Source organism: Pseudomonas corrugata (assembly GCF_001269905.1).
GTDB lineage: Bacteria > Pseudomonadota > Gammaproteobacteria > Pseudomonadales > Pseudomonadaceae > Aquipseudomonas > Aquipseudomonas corrugata.
The window spans coordinates 454,958-470,110 of record NZ_LHVK01000008.1; the positions used below are offsets into that span (position 1 = coordinate 454,958).

General features: G+C 57.7%; 18 protein-coding genes. 7 read left to right on the plus strand and 11 right to left on the minus strand.

Features of this window, described 5'->3' with window-relative positions; genetic code table 11:
- The first annotated feature begins 101 nt into the window (after positions 1–101).
- A complete protein-coding gene (locus tag AD665_RS13240) occupies positions 102–428 on the plus strand; it encodes a DUF2025 family protein (RefSeq protein WP_024779559.1) in 327 nt (108 codons plus the stop codon).
- Positions 429–532: 104 nt separating this feature from the next.
- Here the strand turns inward: AD665_RS13240 and AD665_RS13245 are convergent, their stop codons facing one another.
- Together AD665_RS13245 and AD665_RS13250 are read right to left on the minus strand one after the other, a co-directional pair.
- On the minus strand, positions 533–847 hold the full coding sequence (locus tag AD665_RS13245) for an antibiotic biosynthesis monooxygenase family protein (protein ID WP_024779560.1): 315 nt from the start codon (positions 845–847) through the stop codon (positions 533–535).
- Entirely contained in the window at positions 844–1,554 is a 711-nt protein-coding gene (locus tag AD665_RS13250) for a CTP synthase C-terminal region-related (seleno)protein (protein ID WP_024779561.1), read from the minus strand. The genes AD665_RS13245 and AD665_RS13250 overlap by 4 nt, the downstream gene beginning before the upstream one ends.
- Positions 1,555–1,568: 14 nt before the next feature.
- On the opposite strand from AD665_RS13250, the gene AD665_RS13255 reads away from it, so the two are divergent.
- Together AD665_RS13255 and AD665_RS13260 are read left to right on the plus strand one after the other, a co-directional pair.
- Positions 1,569–2,516 carry a LysR family transcriptional regulator gene (locus AD665_RS13255; protein ID WP_053192381.1) on the plus strand — a complete coding sequence of 316 codons (948 nt, stop codon included), beginning with the start codon at positions 1,569–1,571 and terminating at the stop codon, positions 2,514–2,516.
- Positions 2,517–2,601: 85 nt separating this feature from the next.
- On the plus strand, positions 2,602–3,135 hold the full coding sequence (locus AD665_RS13260) for a DUF1003 domain-containing protein (RefSeq protein ID WP_024779563.1): 534 nt from the start codon (positions 2,602–2,604) through the stop codon (positions 3,133–3,135).
- Positions 3,136–3,163: 28 nt separating this feature from the next.
- Here the strand turns inward: AD665_RS13260 and AD665_RS13265 are convergent, their stop codons facing one another.
- Positions 3,164–3,772 carry a TetR/AcrR family transcriptional regulator gene (locus AD665_RS13265; RefSeq protein ID WP_024779564.1) on the minus strand — a complete coding sequence of 203 codons (609 nt, stop codon included), beginning with the start codon at positions 3,770–3,772 and terminating at the stop codon, positions 3,164–3,166.
- 185 nt (positions 3,773–3,957) lie between these two features.
- Between AD665_RS13265 and AD665_RS13270 the strand changes: the two genes are divergently transcribed.
- Positions 3,958–5,016 (plus strand): MBL fold metallo-hydrolase, encoded by a 1,059-nt coding sequence (locus tag AD665_RS13270; protein WP_053192383.1) that lies wholly within the window; start codon positions 3,958–3,960, stop codon positions 5,014–5,016.
- Between the two features lie 20 nt (positions 5,017–5,036).
- Here AD665_RS13270 and AD665_RS13275 read toward each other — a convergent pair whose 3' ends face one another.
- Complete coding sequence (locus AD665_RS13275; protein ID WP_024779566.1) at positions 5,037–5,354, minus strand: helix-turn-helix domain-containing protein; 318 nt, start codon at positions 5,352–5,354, stop codon at positions 5,037–5,039.
- Between the two features lie 148 nt (positions 5,355–5,502).
- Here AD665_RS13275 and AD665_RS13280 point away from each other — a divergent pair, with 148 nt between their 5' ends.
- Positions 5,503–5,853, plus strand: coding sequence for a hypothetical protein (locus tag AD665_RS13280; RefSeq protein WP_053192385.1), 351 nt, complete (start codon positions 5,503–5,505; stop codon positions 5,851–5,853).
- Between the two features lie 22 nt (positions 5,854–5,875).
- Complete coding sequence (locus tag AD665_RS13285) at positions 5,876–6,571, plus strand: DUF6933 domain-containing protein (protein ID WP_053192387.1); 696 nt, start codon at positions 5,876–5,878, stop codon at positions 6,569–6,571.
- 46 nt (positions 6,572–6,617) lie between these two features.
- On the opposite strand, the gene AD665_RS13290 is transcribed toward AD665_RS13285, so the two are convergent.
- From AD665_RS13290 to AD665_RS13320, 7 genes are all read right to left on the minus strand, one after another.
- A complete protein-coding gene (locus AD665_RS13290) occupies positions 6,618–7,607 on the minus strand; it encodes a hypothetical protein (protein ID WP_053192389.1) in 990 nt (329 codons plus the stop codon).
- Positions 7,608–7,946: 339 nt separating this feature from the next.
- Positions 7,947–8,102 carry a hypothetical protein gene (locus AD665_RS13295; RefSeq protein WP_024779570.1) on the minus strand — a complete coding sequence of 52 codons (156 nt, stop codon included), beginning with the start codon at positions 8,100–8,102 and terminating at the stop codon, positions 7,947–7,949.
- Positions 8,103–8,164: 62 nt separating this feature from the next.
- Positions 8,165–8,878: an HNH endonuclease gene (locus AD665_RS13300; RefSeq protein WP_024779571.1), complete on the minus strand. Its 714-nt coding sequence runs from the start codon at positions 8,876–8,878 to the stop codon at positions 8,165–8,167.
- 103 nt (positions 8,879–8,981) lie between these two features.
- Positions 8,982–9,515: a BRO-N domain-containing protein gene (locus AD665_RS13305; RefSeq protein ID WP_024779572.1), complete on the minus strand. Its 534-nt coding sequence runs from the start codon at positions 9,513–9,515 to the stop codon at positions 8,982–8,984.
- 401 nt (positions 9,516–9,916) lie between these two features.
- Positions 9,917–11,164, minus strand: a complete 1,248-nt coding sequence (locus tag AD665_RS13310; RefSeq protein WP_024776511.1) for a ribonucleotide-diphosphate reductase subunit beta — start codon at positions 11,162–11,164, stop codon at positions 9,917–9,919.
- 486 nt (positions 11,165–11,650) lie between these two features.
- Positions 11,651–11,866, minus strand: coding sequence for a hypothetical protein (locus AD665_RS13315; RefSeq protein WP_053192391.1), 216 nt, complete (start codon positions 11,864–11,866; stop codon positions 11,651–11,653).
- A 30-nt stretch (positions 11,867–11,896) separates the two neighbouring features.
- On the minus strand, positions 11,897–12,160 hold the full coding sequence (locus tag AD665_RS13320; protein WP_053192393.1) for a DUF2790 domain-containing protein: 264 nt from the start codon (positions 12,158–12,160) through the stop codon (positions 11,897–11,899).
- Between the two features lie 463 nt (positions 12,161–12,623).
- Between AD665_RS13320 and acs the strand changes: the two genes are divergently transcribed.
- Positions 12,624–14,579: an acetate--CoA ligase gene (gene acs / locus AD665_RS13325; RefSeq protein ID WP_053192395.1), complete on the plus strand. Its 1,956-nt coding sequence runs from the start codon at positions 12,624–12,626 to the stop codon at positions 14,577–14,579.
- Positions 14,580–15,153: the final 574 nt, after the last annotated feature.

Consider the following 15,153-nt stretch of genomic DNA (forward strand, 5'->3'; position numbering starts at 1 on the left):
TAGCAGTTTCCCCGACAGAGGGAAACCTGAACCAGCATTCGCATGCCCTGCGTGTAAACCATCGATCAGACGTCCTGCGGGACGCATCCATGAGGTTTACCATGCGCACCACTTCAACCTTCATCTGCCAGGCCGCCGACCAACTTAGAGGCTTTGTCGGCCTGAACCGCAAGAGCGGCCAGTACATCGTGCGCTTCAGCGAAGACGCCTTTGGCATGGACGTGGCCGACGACGGCATCATCCCCACCTGCGAATTCGTCTGGGTACCTGTCACGGACGGCACCATGACCCTCAAGCGTGAGCGGATCCAGCTGCTGCTGGATCAGAACATCGACGATCGCATCAACCTCACCGAACCGTTGCGGGTATACATGGCACGCAGCGACCTGCCGGAAATCCTGGCGATGCGGCAGTTGGTAAAAGGATGATCCCCGCCGCACATCCCTGTAGGAGCGGCCACACTCAGCATGGATGCAAGCAGACCCACCGCTATCGCGAGCAGGCTCGCTCCCACGAGGATTTGTGGTGGCTGTCAGGGTTGGCGTCGGAACGCGTAATCCCGTTCGACCTTGCACACCCGTGTATGACAATGGGCATACCAGGTAGAACGGCCACGCTCGCGGACGGCACGGTGTTCGGGGTGCTGCTTCCAGGCCAGGATTGCCGCCTCGCTGCTCCAGTACGATACGGTAATACCCAGACCATCTTCACCCCGTGCCGATTCGATGCCGAGAAATCCTGGTTGCTCTCTCGCCAGTGTCACCATGCGTTCGGCAGCTTCGGCGTAACCCTTGTCCCCCTCGGTACGCAGGGTGGTGAAAATCACGGCGTAATACTGACCGTTCATGGCATCTCCCTCGCACATGCCTGGACAAAGGCCTTGACCAGCGGCGGCACACGATCTTCCAGTGCTGCGCGTTCGGGCTGGAACAGGGTTGCGACGAAGAACGGATGATCCCGCAGTTCCACGGCCCGCAGCTCGCCCGCGGAGTCCCGGGCCACGGCATGCAGGCGGCCGCTCAGCAAATCCCGCTCAAATGCTGGATTGACGCCAAAGCGGCACCGATAGCCTTCGAACACTGTCCGGCGGCCATAGGCTTCGGCAATCAACGACTGCGCATCAAGCTGAAGGCTGTCGATGGTTTCGACCAATGCACAGCTCAGTGGCGTCAGCAACGCCCGTTCTGCACCGGGGGAGGTTTCGCCGTGGGCGGCATCGGTCCAGCCCATCACGTGACGCGCGTACTCCAGCACGGCATGCTGAAACCCACCGCAGGTACCCAGGAACGGACGACGTTGTTCGCGGGCAAAGCGAATGGCGTGCAAGGCGCCGTTTTCGTCTCGGTAGGGGCTGCCGGGTACGCACCAGATGCCGTCGAAGTCGTTCAGAGAGGTGTCGTCGGCGATCAGATCCGTCGCCAACCATTGAAAGCTGACGCCCTGGCCGGATTGCCTGCTGACCAGGTCAAGTGCAATGGGAATAGCCCGATGGGCCGTTATTTGCGGGTCGTGGTCGCCGATCAGGGCGATGTGCAAAGGACGCTGGGTTTCCATGGAGAGCTCGCCGCTTGTTGATTGCTGGCAGCCACTATAGATTGGCGTTCACGCACTCAATATTGGCGTTTATCCAAGTGTTCAATGCACCGGCGCACTATCGTCTGGATTATCCCGATCTCTCTCTGATCCTGGCGTTGGTCCGTGGCGGCTCTCTGGCTCGGGCTGCGCGCTTGCTTGATGTGGATGTGTCCACGGTATTCCGCTCGGTACGCCGGCTCGAGGCGGCCCTGGGCCAACCCTTGTTCGAGAAAAGCCGTGCCGGGTATTTGCCCACGAGTCTGGCCCAGACGCTGTCCGAACAGGCCGAGCGTGCCGAGCAGGCCCTGGAGGCTGCACGTATCGGTGTGGAGCAGGGCGGTGAGGTTGTCACTGGCACTGTACGCCTGACCTGCACCGACTCTGTCCTGCAAGCGTTGCTGCTGCCCGCACTGGCGCGGTTCATGCCGGCCTATCCAGCATTGGTCCTCGAGTTGAGCACCTCGAACGACTTCGCCAATCTGAGTCGCCGCGATGCCGACATTGCCTTGCGCCTGACCCGCACACCGCCGGAACATCTGGTGGGCCGCCACTTGGGCGATGTCGTCTACCGAGTCTGCGCCAGTCCGACCTACCTGCCTTCGGCGAATAGGGATGACCTGGCGTCCCTGACCTGGATCGCACCGGACGACTTCCTCCCCGATCACCCCACCGTGGCGTGGCGGCGACAGCATCTACCCGGCGTGATGCCTGCCTATCGCTGCAACAGCATGCTCTCTGTCGCCGAGTTGGCGCGGGCCGGTTTGGGTGTTGCCGCGTTGCCTGATTTTCTGATCGGTAAGGGCCAGGGCCTGATCCCCTTCGGCGAACCGCTGGAGGGCTATGACACAGCACTCTGGCTTCTGACACGACCAGACTGCCGCGCCTTGCGTTCGGTAGTGACACTGTTCGACGAGTTGGGGCGAAATCTGCGGCAGAGCTGATGTTTAACGAGCGCAGCGTTGATAGAGGATAATCGCCCAACGGTTATAGTGCCTTCAGCAACAGCCCTTGGCGGAGAACATCACGATGGCGACCCCTTACCACCCCAGCCCCGCAACGCCGGTTGATCACTTGCGTTTTCATCGCCCTCACGCGCATCTGGGACCCACCTTCGGGAATGATCGCTTTGCATTGCGAGCGGAGGCGTTCGCGCGTTTTTTCGGCACTCCGATGTTCCTCGGCGCGCAAACCTTGATTGTGCTGATCTGGATAGGCTTGAACCTGTCGGGTGTCGTTCATTTCGATGCCTACCCGTTCATCTTGCTGAACCTGGCGTTCAGCCTGCAGTCGGCCTACGCCGCCCCGCTGATCCTGCTGGCGCAAACCCGCCAGGCCGCTCGGGACAAAGCCCAAGCGGAAGCCGATGCACAACATCGCGAAGCCCTTGCCATTGCCAACAGCGAGCGTCAGGCCCAGGCGGCGCACAATACGGCGCAGTTGCTCGAATTGCTGGAACAGAACACCCGTCTGACAGAAATGACCAAGGCACTGACCGAGCGTATCGACAGCCTGACCACCGAAATGCACCAGAAATTTGTGAACACGCCCGCGGGGCATTAATCCTCATTCCGCGTTCGTAGCGGGGCGCTCAAGCCTGGTAGCAAATCAGGAACATGTCGAGAGCCGACTCGATCACCTGCACTTGTTCATCCAGGGTCAGGCTCGGCTGCCCCATGGAGATCTGTGGCCAGAAGGCGAAAGTCTTGATCAACCCGTGCATTTGCTGGGCAGCGAATTGCGGCTCCACGGGCTTCAGCCGGCCATCGACCTGGGCTTGGCGAATCCAGGTGGTGAGGCCTTCTTCACGTTGGCCCATACGTGAAACCATGTCCTGGGCCCGTTCGGGAGAATGTATGGTCGCGGCGATGGCGATACGCGCCAGATCGAGGAAGTTCTCGTCCGACATCATCCGCAGCTTGGCTTGCAGCAACCGACCCAACTGCTCACGCAAAGGCTCCAACGGGTTGTAGGCCATTTCTTGTTCAGCAGTGATGCTGTTCCATAGCCGATTCAGGATTTCAGCGAACAACTCCTCCTTGCTGGGAAAGTGGTTGTACACCGTACGCTTCGACACACCGGCGGTCGCTGCGATCTTGTCCATGCTGGTGATCTCGAAACCGCTGCTGCGGAACTCGGCAATCGCGGCCTGGAGAATGGCTTCGCGTTTCCGTTCGGTGAGGCGCTGCGGTACGGTCATGGGCATCCGTCGGTTGAGGAAAGGGGAGTTACACTTGGTAGTTTACTTGCTCCCGGGATTCATGCAATCTAGAAACTACACCGAGTGGTGTAGATTTAGCGTGAGGGCTGAGCGTAAACGTCGCAGCCACAAATGTCCCGCAACGGCGAAGCACAATGCCGGCGACGCCCTTGGAGTTATCGCATATGAGTAATTCTGCTTCCTCGACCGACAGCGCAGCTGCCAATGCTGCCTCCCGACACGAACAAGGGAAGTATCGCAATCACGCCCATACCCCGCGAGAAGGGTTCGGCCAGATACTGCGTATCATCTGGAACATGCTGCTCCACAAACCGCGCACCACCCGTCCGGCGGGCGCCATCACCGTCCAACCGCTGACACGCGCCGAGCTGCTGGCAGCACCGAACCACAGTGTGTTCCGTCTCGGCCATTCTACGGTTCTACTCAAGCTGCGCGACAAATTCTGGATCACCGACCCGGTTTTCTCCGACCGTGCGTCGCCGGTGCAATGGGCCGGTCCCAAGCGTTTCCATCAGCCACCCATCAGTCTGGAAGACCTGCCGCCGATCGAAGCGGTGATTCTTTCCCATGACCATTACGATCACCTTGATTACCAGGCCATCCTCAAGCTTGCCGCCAAGACCCGGCACTTCCTGACACCCCTTGGCGTGGGCGACACCCTGGTCAAATGGGGCATCGAAGCCAGCAAGGTACGTCAGCTGGATTGGTGGCAGGGTACCGAAGTGGATGGTATCGAGTTCATTGCCACCCCATCGCAGCATTTTTCCGGTCGCGGTGTGTTCGATGGCAACAGCACGCTATGGGCGTCATGGGTAATGATCAATGGCGGCACGCGGATCTTCTTCAGCGGTGACACCGGTTATTTCGACGGTTTCAAGCGCATCGGCGAGCGATACGGCCCCTTTGATCTCACGCTGATGGAAACCGGCGCCTATAACGTCGATTGGCCCCACGTCCACATGCAGCCGGAGCAGACTCTCCAGGCGCATATCGACCTCAGGGGCCGTTGGCTGCTGCCGATTCACAATGGCACGTTCGACCTGGCGATGCATGCCTGGTTTGAACCCTTCGACCGCATCCTGGACTTGGCCTGGGAGCGCAATGTGTCCATCACCACGCCGCAAATGGGCGAAGCCTTCACCCTGACCCATCCGAATCGCGGCTATGCCTGGTGGTTGGATGTAGAGACCTCTATCTATCAGAACCAGACTGGCGCGGCCTGATACCTGATGCAACGATCCGGTTATTCGATCATCGCGTAGTCGGGCCGTCCCGCCGGATCCGGCGTGGCGCCCTTGATGTTCATGCCACGCCCCGGTGCAAAGCCGGGGAAGAACACCAGGCCTTCGGCTTCAAGGCAGAACGCGAGCGCCAGGCGTGTCACATCGAGCAACTCGCCTCCCGCTTCGAAGCGCCGGATAGCCTTGACCGAAACCCCGGACTGCCGGGACAGTTCCTCGACGCTCCAGCCGAGCATGGCTCGGGCCTGTGCGCTGTGGGCAGGAGTGAATTGATAGACAGCGATGCGTTCCAGGGTGGTTTTGATTGCGAGAGAGGCCATGGGATACTCCAAAGCAGTGGATTCAAAAATACTGTGTTTTTGTACAGTTGTTTTGAGGCCGGATCAATCTCATTTTTTTGATGGGTGACCAGTGGCCTGCTCCAGCCAAGCGCTCGGTGTACCCTGGTGTCTAGCGAAGGAGGGTGGTATGTCGATTCCCGACAGTGACTGGAAAAATTACAATGAGCTTTACAAGCTGGCACTGGACCGCTTCTGCCAAGGGGTTCTTGCTGATGCCCAGACGATCGCTCAGAACGAAACTCTATCGGCCCACGCTCGATACGCAACGCTGTATGGCCTCATACGCAATCGAGACAAGGACCTGGCGATGGCCTTCAACGGACGTCGACGCAAAGAAGTTTCGCTATCTTTGAGGCTGATGGTCGCCTATGACCTGCTGAGCGATCAGGAGCTGATGGTTCTGAGCGACGAGTTACGAGAACGGATTTCCGACGCTGTTCGTCAGCCCTATGAAATCGAATGGGTCACAGACGCTTAGTCCTTTTCAAGCAGAGAACAGCATGTTGATCTTCAATTGCACCGAAGCGGCTTGTAACTTCTTTAGCCGCGTGCACAAAGGCAAGAAAATCACTCCCATGGAGAAGCCACCGTCACCCGTTATCGAGGACGATGAGGTGGTTGAATTCGCCGAACAGTGGCTGGTCCATGCCATCACTGTGCAACGCAAGCACGTATTGTTCGTCATCCACGTGCATACACGTTATTGCATGATCTTCGCTGACGCCAAAAAAGCTGACGTGGAAGGTTTTATTCATCGGTTTTCCGAGCGTTGGATCAATGGCTTGATGCGCCACGCCGGGCAATATGACCTTTTGCACTGGATCGATGACGAGCCAATGATGGCCCGCTTCCAGGAAAGTTGTCATGAGTACGTTTTTTACAAGCGCGGCCATCGCGGTGCGCAAAAGCACATCAACGAAATCTCCTGGGTTTTCGAGGACTGCGCCGCAGAGTGGGGAACGTTGCCTTCTGATGAATTCTCCGCAGGCCGCTTTGATGGTGATATGAACAACACGCCGAGAAGCAGCAAGGGGCACAAGGACTATTACTTCCCCGATGAGGAAATGATCATTCACTGGTTGCGGCGTTATGGTGGCCTGGATGAGCCCAGCCTCCAGAAAGCCCGTGAACGACGTATGGAAGTGAAACGGGAAATGTGGGCATTCGAGCGGCAACTTGCCCAAGGTGCACTATGAACAGAAATACCGACGCGTGCAGGGTTGCTGTCAGCCCAAGGCGAGATCAACTATCGGCCAACCCCGGCGCTTCACGAATGATGAAGTGATCCAGGTTCTCGATCTGGGCACTGAACACCCCGAACGTCTGTTCGGGGTTTTTCTTGCTCGGTACCTGCTTCAGCTCCGGCGTCACGCCATAGAAGAAGCAGTACAGATCCCGCTCGCTCTCGGCGGCATGCTTGATCTCTTCCAGAAACGCTTTGCGCTTACGGTACTGATCGATCAGCTTCTTGCTCAGGTAAACGTTGACCGAATAGGGCCGTTTCTTCGCCTCGCCCGGTAACTTGACCCAGACCTTTTGCTCGAAGTCGACGCGAAAGCTGGCGCTGTGATAATCCTCGATCTTCTTGATCTTGCCCCAGTAGATCAGCCCCTTGTTGTCCAGCAGGTATTCGATCTTCTTGAAGAACGACGCATAGGGCGCCGTGTGCTCGCCAATCTTCAGCGGCATGCGCTTGAGCAGGTCCTTGTCCGCGTAATTCGACACAAAGCATTCCACCGGATGAGCGAAGACACTGGTCTTGTCCGGTGCCGAGTCGCGGCTCGTATGCTCGACATGACGGGCAGTTGAAGGCGCTCGCTCTTCGCCCATCACGTCCGCCGCCACCGCCGGGCTGGAAGGCTTGCGCACATACTCACGCCGGGTCAGTAACAGCTCTGAAGGAAAGTTTTCCTCCCGGCCGTCATCCGCTTCCGCAGCGTCCACCTCCAGGCCGGTTATCGGAGTTTTCAGGCTGGCATAAGGACAACCCTCGACATGCCGCGTGCTGGGAATGTTCTTGAAATGCGGCGTGCGCACGTAATTCACATTCTTGGCGTTGAACGTGCCCAGCACATTCGTCGTATCGAACGCCGCCCGACAGGCATCGTTGGGGCATTGGAATTGTTCCTTCGCCGAATCGAAATCCACCGTCTCGTCGAAGTTCAAATCGCGCACGTCATAGATCGACAGCTTGTCGTCGAGGCTGCGGCAGTAGGCGAGGTCGAATTTCATGGCGGGCTCGGGTCCTTGAGTGGGGGAGGGTATTAATAGCGGGAGACGGGGCGGGTTGCACTGAATGTTTTCAATGCATTACAAAATCGCAGCTATGGATCAGTCAATGCAGGGCATGTTTGATAGACAGTCTGCTTAACGCAGGCCCTGTGGCGAGGGGATTCATCCCCGCTGGGCTGCGAAGCAGCCCCAACACAGACAATTACAATCTGTCTGATACACCGAAATGCCTGGGTTTGGGGCCGCTTCGCAGCCCAGCGGGGATGAATCCCCTCGCCACAGAGTTCGATGGTGTGCTGACTGTTACGTTGGGCTTGAGACATCCCTTGGGCCCGATGCTCAGCTCTGAGCAGGCGGGATTTCAGCAGGCTCCTCGCCAATGCAGACCTCGTCGAACTCGCCCATGGTGGCCTCGTCGATAGCGCCGATTTTCAGCAGTGCTTCAGCCGAGCTGTGGATCGACTCGAAGGCCTCACTTTTAAACTCGTTAGCCATTAAATATCTCCAGTAGAAGTGGGACTGAAGCCCTGTCCTATCCCCGCTTTAACTAAATGTCGTCACTCAATGATCAGCCGCCCAACCCTCTCATACAACGACAGAGTAAACGCCTCTCGATCACTGGCAAGATGACACCGCCGATGGCAGTTCGGACACAACGCAACGGCGTTAGTAATACTGTCCGACCCTTGCTGCGCCAAATGCTTCACATGATGTACTTCAAGAAACGGTAACCCATCCACCTCGAACGGTGCCTTCTGGCCGCAACCTTCGCAGACACCTTTCGCCAACCCAGCAACCCACGCCCGAACCTTCGGATCCCGAACATAGGCCGTCGTAGTCGTGCTGACCTGCGGCGGATTGGGGTTCCCTGATGGCTCGACCTTGAGTCCTTTTTTTTGAAGCTTCGAGGCTCGGCTGATCAAAGTTCGTTGATCAAATGTCGGAGCAACTTCATCGGCGCCAGGTACTACCTTATTGGCGAGCACCTTGCGGATCCGTTGAGCCACACCCGCCCCGATGTTCTTGGCAGGCATGTAGCCGCTGATGCGCCGCAACCCCATCTGTTCCAACACCGCCGAGATATTTTGCATGCGGTATTCCACCGATGAGGCACTGCGCTTACTCAGCGGTCCATCACGTAAAAGCTGGTTCTCAACCGACTTCTTGAATGTCTGACCGCTTAACTCGCGGGCGAGCATCATCAGGTACGCATCGACCGACGCCTCAAGCTCGTCATCGCTCCAGCCACTTTTTTCAGTTGGTGTGTCCATGCAGCCGCCGAGGGTTGAAAACCCTCGGACGATACTGACTGGCCATTACCCTTGTCTATGAAAAATCCTACAGAAAAGGCGGAGACATTCCTTCGGAATGTTCCTAGGAAACTGAATGCCCAGACACATGAAATACCTCAAGCAATCTACGCCACCACGGCTTGATCGACCTCGCCCGGCCACGCGTTCGGTTGAGCAACAGACATGGCATGTCCCTAAGCCGAATCCAGCCGTCGTTTTGCCAATGGAGCAGACTCATGGACATTTCCGGCCAGTCCAAAACACTCAGCATTGGTCGGTTCGTATCGCTTGGCGCCTGCGCGTCTCGCAGTGCCGGCACCACCTGATGCGTCAGCCACTCCCGCAACAAGCGATTCCCCGGTGCGTAGTGGTAAACCAGCAGGGCATAGACACCAGATTCGCTTAGCATCAGTCGTTTTTCAGGCTGGCCGTGGTAGCGGATTAACAGAACGTGTCGTTGGTCTTCGTCCAGTTTGCTGACCATGCGGTCGTTCAGATGCACACCCATCAATCGCCCAAGGTCGCGAGCGCAGAACCAAGGTTGGTTTTCCAGGAGGAGGGCGTGAAGGTGGCGGTTGTGGCGGGTGAAAACCGACGGGATGTAGGCTTCATGCATAATCGATCTCCGAGGCATGTGGAGAACGAGATGGTTTCTTTTTGAGCATAACGACCTCTACGTATGGAGTTAGCGGCGTGAGCCCGACGTAGAGGATGTAAGAAGAAAAATCCCAACAAGCTTTTGCTTTGCAAAGAATGCATAGGTCCTTAGACCATACGCGGTTCTCTGTTCGGCGGTCAGCTACTACGTTGGGCGTTTCTTAGGCACCTGCGACTACGATAGGTAACGAGGTGACAAGGTGTCAATGCGGAACGATTCTGAGTTTTTCGTAGGGTAAAGGCAGTGTGTCTGTTCTAGCGTTAAACACGGTTGAATCTGCAAATGCAAAAAACCCCGTTTTCACGGGGTTTTTAGTTAAGCGTCAGCTGATAGGCCAGCTTGGGATTTTTCTCTCGACATCAATCCCAGCTAAGCGCACCACCGGTCTGATACTCAATCACCCGCGTCTCAAAGAAATTCTTCTCTTTCTTCAAGTCCATGATCTCGCTCATCCAAGGGAACGGGTTGGTGGTCCCTGGGTACTCTTCCTTCAACCCAATCTGCGACAGACGACGGTTCGCGATGAACTTCAGATAGTCCTCCATCATCGCCGCGTTCATGCCCAATACGCCGCGAGGCATGGTGTCACGGGCGTATTCGATCTCCAACTGAGTCCCTTGCAGGATCATCTGGGTCGCTTCTTCCTTCATCTCGGCATCCCACAGGTGCGGGTTTTCGATTTTGATCTGGTTGATCACGTCGATGCCGAAGTTCAGGTGCATGGATTCGTCGCGCAGGATGTACTGGAACTGCTCGGCGACGCCGGTCATCTTGTTGCGGCGGCCCATGGAGAGGATCTGGGTGAAGCCGCAATAGAAGAAGATGCCTTCCAGGACGCAGTAGTAGGCGATCAGGTTGCGCAGCAACTCTTTGTCGGTTTCCGGGGTGCCGGTTTCGAATTTCGGATCGGAGATCGAACGGGTGTACTTCAGGCCCCAGGCGGCTTTCTTCGCGACCGATGGGATCTCGTGGTACATGTTGAAGATTTCGCCTTCATCCATGGCCAGCGATTCGATGCAGTACTGGTAGGCGTGGGTATGGATCGCCTCTTCGAAGGCCTGGCGCAGGATGTACTGGCGGCATTCCGGGTTGGTGATCAGGCGGTATACGGCCAGGACCAGGTTGTTGGCGACCAGGGAGTCGGCGGTGGAGAAGAAGCCCAGGTTGCGCATTACGATGCGGCGCTCGTCGTCGGTCAGGCCTTCCGGGTTTTTCCAGAGGGCGATGTCGGCGGTCATGTTGACTTCTTGCGGCATCCAGTGGTTTGCGCAACCGTCCAGGTACTTCTGCCAGGCCCAGTCGTATTTGAATGGCACGAGCTGGTTGAGGTCGGCGCGGCAGTTGATCATGCGCTTTTCATCGACGGCGACACGGGCAGAGGCGCCTTCGAGTTCGGCGAGGCCTTCGGCGACGTCGAGTTTGTCGAGGGCGGCCTTGGCGCGAATGATCGCGGCCGAGTCGCTGGCCGTCACGGCGCGGGCTTCGAGCGCGGCGGCGCCGCCAGCGCTGTCGAGGCGGTCCATGTTGGCTTCAGAAGCGTGGCCGGCATTGGCGCCTTTTACAGCGACTTCGCCGTCTTCTTTGTCGAATTCGTCCCAGCTCAGCATGACGTGTCGTCTCCTGCGTGAGGGCCAGAAGCCTGGTGAAGGCCTGCTGGCGGCGGTGGATCTTGGAAAATCGTTTCTTGCAGCTGACGCAGGCAATAAACAGAAAAATGTACGGGTCATGCTGAAGCGGCTGTGAACGCGAAGAGGCGATGGGCCTTTGCGTGGGCTTCAGGCTGGCTTGATCCCCTGTAAGGGAATATTGCAGGCCCGTTTAAGGCGGCATTATAAGGACTTTTTTGCCTACGTGGTGCGGCGAAATCGCCCACGGAGGGCGCGGTGGGGGGCGTATCCGCGCTGGAGCGAGAGTTTACAAGGCTTTGGCGGTTACAGATTTTTTTTGCATGAATCGGATGAGGTGATTTTTTGATCAAAAAACAACCGGTTTTTGCGAATTTACACTACATGTTGTGTTTGTGGAGGGTTTTCATTGGTTCCAGACACAACCAGGCCCGACCGGAGTCGGGCCATGGAAACTGCCAATAATGATCAATCGGTATGGGCCGAGCCGGAGCGGTCGCTGCCATCGGCGGCGACGGTCCTCGGATCGGTAGGGGCGTGGTGGTCGGTATCGACCGTGGCGGCGTTGGTGAGGTCGTGACGGTTCATTGCGGCGGCGGAACCGGTGCGATCGAAGCCGTCGGCGGCGAAGCTATTGGCGGCCAGTACGGACAGGGCCAAGGCGCAGAAGAGTTTGTATTTCAAAGTGGATGACTCCTGGTTCGTTCAAGTTGGTTAGCCGTTGGAGCAACCATTGCCCATGACGCTGTAGCGCAGGATGTGCCGTTGGCCTTTGGAGTCTTCGTATTCCATCTTTGCCGGGACCACTTCGCAGACGTTCGGGACGGTGCTCATGAAAATGACTTTGGCGATGTCCAGATGGGTGGAATAGGTGTACTCCTCAATGGCAGGTTTTTGCTGAGCGACATCGGTCGGGGCCTCGTCTGCCATCGCCGTTGCGCAGAGGCTGCCGAGGACCAGAACCCATAAAGCTTTCATCTGATTTCACCTTTTTTGAGGTCGAGTGGGGTCACGCAACCTTTTTGGGGTTGCGTGTGGAGCAGGTTTGGGAAGTTTGATTAACGGCCTTCGTGGGGGCTGTGTTGCGTCAATCGTATTTGCCGGTTGGCGAGGTGGATTCTAGGGAGTGGGGGTGGATGCAAACAGACCGGGTTTTGATAAAGACTTTTGGTTGATTTGGTAATAATCGCCAGGAGTCGAAGACTTCCTGTTGGATCTGTTTTGGATTGGCTGGCGTCATCGCGAGCAGGCTCGCTCCCACGGGGGATCTATGTTGGTGACAAAAACAGGTATTCACTGAAATTCAGGTGTGGATGGGTCTTGCACGTTTGTACCGACATTTTGTAGGGACTTGTTACTACCATCGTCGAATGGTTCTATAGGCCCGCCCCGGGCTACAACGGGACCATACAAAAACAACTATGTCACCGAGGTAAGAAACATGAGTGCGGCTTCTCTGTATCCCGTTCGTCCCGAGGTAGCAGCCAATACGCTGACTGACGAGGCGACCTACAAGGCCATGTACCAGCAGTCGGTGGTCAACCCGGATGGTTTCTGGCGCGAACAGGCCAAGCGCCTCGACTGGATCAAGCCGTTCACCACGGTGAAGCAGACCTCCTTCGACGATCACCATGTCGATATCAAGTGGTTTGCCGACGGCACCTTGAACGTTTCCTACAATTGCCTCGACCGTCACCTGGTCGAGCGTGGCGATCAGGTTGCGATTATCTGGGAGGGCGATGACCCTGCCGAGAGTCGCAAGATCACTTACCGTGAACTGCACGAAGAAGTCTGCAAGTTCGCCAACGCTCTGCGCGGCCAGGACGTGCATCGCGGCGACGTGGTGACCATCTACATGCCGATGATCCCAGAGGCTGTGGTCGCCATGCTGGCCTGTGCCCGGATCGGCGCGATTCACTCGGTGGTGTTCGGTGGTTTCTCCCCTGAAGCACTGGCCGGTCGCATCATCGACTGCAAATCCAAAGTGGTGATCACCGCCGACGAAGGCGTTCGCGCCGGCAAGAAGATCCCGCTCAAGGCCAACGTCGACGACGCGCTGACCAACCCGGAAACCAGCAGCATCCAGAAAGTCATCGTGTGCAAGCGCACCGCGGGCAACATCAAGTGGAACCAGCACCGCGACATCTGGTACGAAGACCTGATGAAAGTCGCCGGTACCGTTTGCGCGCCAAAGGAAATGGGCGCTGAAGAAGCGCTGTTCATCCTCTACACCTCCGGTTCCACCGGCAAGCCCAAGGGCGTGCAGCACACCACGGCGGGCTACCTGCTGTATGCGGCCCTGACCCATGAGCGCGTATTCGACTACAAGCCGGGCGAGGTCTACTGGTGCACCGCCGACGTCGGCTGGGTCACCGGCCACAGCTACATCGTCTACGGCCCGCTGGCGAACGGCGCGACCACGCTGCTGTTCGAAGGCGTGCCGAACTATCCGGACATCACCCGGGTGGCCCAGGTCATCGACAAGCACAAGGTCAATATCCTTTACACCGCGCCTACCGCCATCCGCGCGATGATGGCCTCGGGCACCGCCGCCGTCGAAGGCGCCGATGGCAGCAGTCTGCGCCTGCTGGGGTCGGTGGGTGAGCCGATCAACCCGGAAGCCTGGGACTGGTACTACAAGAACGTCGGCAAGGAACGTTGCCCGATCGTCGACACCTGGTGGCAGACCGAAACCGGTGGCGTGCTGATCAGCCCGCTGCCAGGTGCCACGGCGTTGAAGCCGGGTTCGGCCACGCGTCCGTTCTTCGGCGTGGTGCCGGCACTGGTGGATAACCTCGGCAACCTGATCGAAGGTGCAGCCGAAGGTAACCTGGTGATCCTCGATTCGTGGCCAGGCCAGGCGCGGACGCTGTACGGCGACCATGACCGTTTCGTCGACACCTACTTCAAGACCTTCAGCGGCATGTATTTCACCGGTGACGGTGCGCGTCGCGATGCCGATGGTTACTACTGGATCACCGGCCGCGTGGATGACGTGCTCAACGTGTCCGGCCACCGCATGGGTACCGCCGAGATCGAAAGTGCCATGGTCGCCCACCCGAAAGTCGCCGAAGCGGCGGTGGTCGGTGTGCCGCACGACATCAAGGGGCAGGGCATCTATGTCTATGTCACCCTCAATGCCGGCGAAGAAACCAGCGAAGCCCTGCGCCTGGAACTGAAGAACTGGGTGCGCAAGGAGATCGGTCCGATTGCATCGCCGGATGTCATCCAGTGGGCACCCGGTTTGCCGAAGACCCGCTCCGGCAAGATCATGCGCCGCATCCTGCGCAAGATCGCCACGGCGGAATATGACGGGTTGGGTGATATCTCCACGTTGGCCGATCCGGGTGTGGTGGCGCATTTGATCGAGACGCACAAGACCATGAACGTCGCCTGACGACGGTTTGTGATCCCTGAAAGCCCCGCCCGGTAATTGCCCGGCGGGGCTTTTTCTTGGGAGCTGACTGATCGTTCCCACGCTCCGCGTGGGAATGCAGCCATGGACGCTCTGCGTCCCTGGGAGCCGAACGCGGAGCGTCCGTAGAGGCATTCCCACGCGGAGCGTGGGAACGATCAGTGTGGAAAGGTCTGCGAATAAATATCGACGTTCCGCGTCAGCTCTTTCGAAGCGTTACCGATGTTTCTAAATGTGTAACCAAAGGCACCCTACCGAGGCGATGGGAAACGCCAGGCCCCGTTTCAGAGCGTCCGCAGCTTCTCGTTAAAATAAGCCGACACGCTGTGCTTGCCGGATTAGAAGGGTTTGCGAATAATGGGCCCGCAATTTGCAATGTGTATTGGTTTCCTTTCTTTTGTCCTTGCATGAATTTGCCAGGCTGTCAATGTGCTCGAACTGCTTTCTCGGTGCTTCTGTAATTTGTTGTCGCATTGAAGAAATATCGGCTTCGGGCCTGTCGTTAGAATGCCGATCACTCGCTCGTCGTGGCCTGCGTTGAAAAAAACGCCCGATT

Coding starts and splice junctions, on each gene's coding strand:
- AD665_RS13240 (WP_024779559.1), top strand. CDS start 102: ATGCGCACCACTTCAACCTTCATCTGCCAGGCCGCCGACCAACTTAGA.
- AD665_RS13245 (WP_024779560.1), bottom strand. CDS start 847: ATGAACGGTCAGTATTACGCCGTGATTTTCACCACCCTGCGTACCGAG.
- AD665_RS13250 (WP_024779561.1), bottom strand. CDS start 1,554: ATGGAAACCCAGCGTCCTTTGCACATCGCCCTGATCGGCGACCACGAC.
- AD665_RS13260 (WP_024779563.1), top strand. CDS start 2,602: ATGGCGACCCCTTACCACCCCAGCCCCGCAACGCCGGTTGATCACTTG.
- AD665_RS13265 (WP_024779564.1), bottom strand. CDS start 3,772: ATGACCGTACCGCAGCGCCTCACCGAACGGAAACGCGAAGCCATTCTC.
- AD665_RS13270 (WP_053192383.1), top strand. CDS start 3,958: ATGAGTAATTCTGCTTCCTCGACCGACAGCGCAGCTGCCAATGCTGCC.
- AD665_RS13275 (WP_024779566.1), bottom strand. CDS start 5,354: ATGGCCTCTCTCGCAATCAAAACCACCCTGGAACGCATCGCTGTCTAT.
- AD665_RS13280 (WP_053192385.1), top strand. CDS start 5,503: ATGTCGATTCCCGACAGTGACTGGAAAAATTACAATGAGCTTTACAAG.
- AD665_RS13285 (WP_053192387.1), top strand. CDS start 5,876: ATGTTGATCTTCAATTGCACCGAAGCGGCTTGTAACTTCTTTAGCCGC.
- AD665_RS13290 (WP_053192389.1), bottom strand. CDS start 7,607: ATGAAATTCGACCTCGCCTACTGCCGCAGCCTCGACGACAAGCTGTCG.
- AD665_RS13295 (WP_024779570.1), bottom strand. CDS start 8,102: ATGGCTAACGAGTTTAAAAGTGAGGCCTTCGAGTCGATCCACAGCTCG.
- AD665_RS13300 (WP_024779571.1), bottom strand. CDS start 8,878: ATGGACACACCAACTGAAAAAAGTGGCTGGAGCGATGACGAGCTTGAG.
- AD665_RS13305 (WP_024779572.1), bottom strand. CDS start 9,515: ATGCATGAAGCCTACATCCCGTCGGTTTTCACCCGCCACAACCGCCAC.
- AD665_RS13310 (WP_024776511.1), bottom strand. CDS start 11,164: ATGCTGAGCTGGGACGAATTCGACAAAGAAGACGGCGAAGTCGCTGTA.
- AD665_RS13320 (WP_053192393.1), bottom strand. CDS start 12,160: ATGAAAGCTTTATGGGTTCTGGTCCTCGGCAGCCTCTGCGCAACGGCG.
- acs (WP_053192395.1), top strand. CDS start 12,624: ATGAGTGCGGCTTCTCTGTATCCCGTTCGTCCCGAGGTAGCAGCCAAT.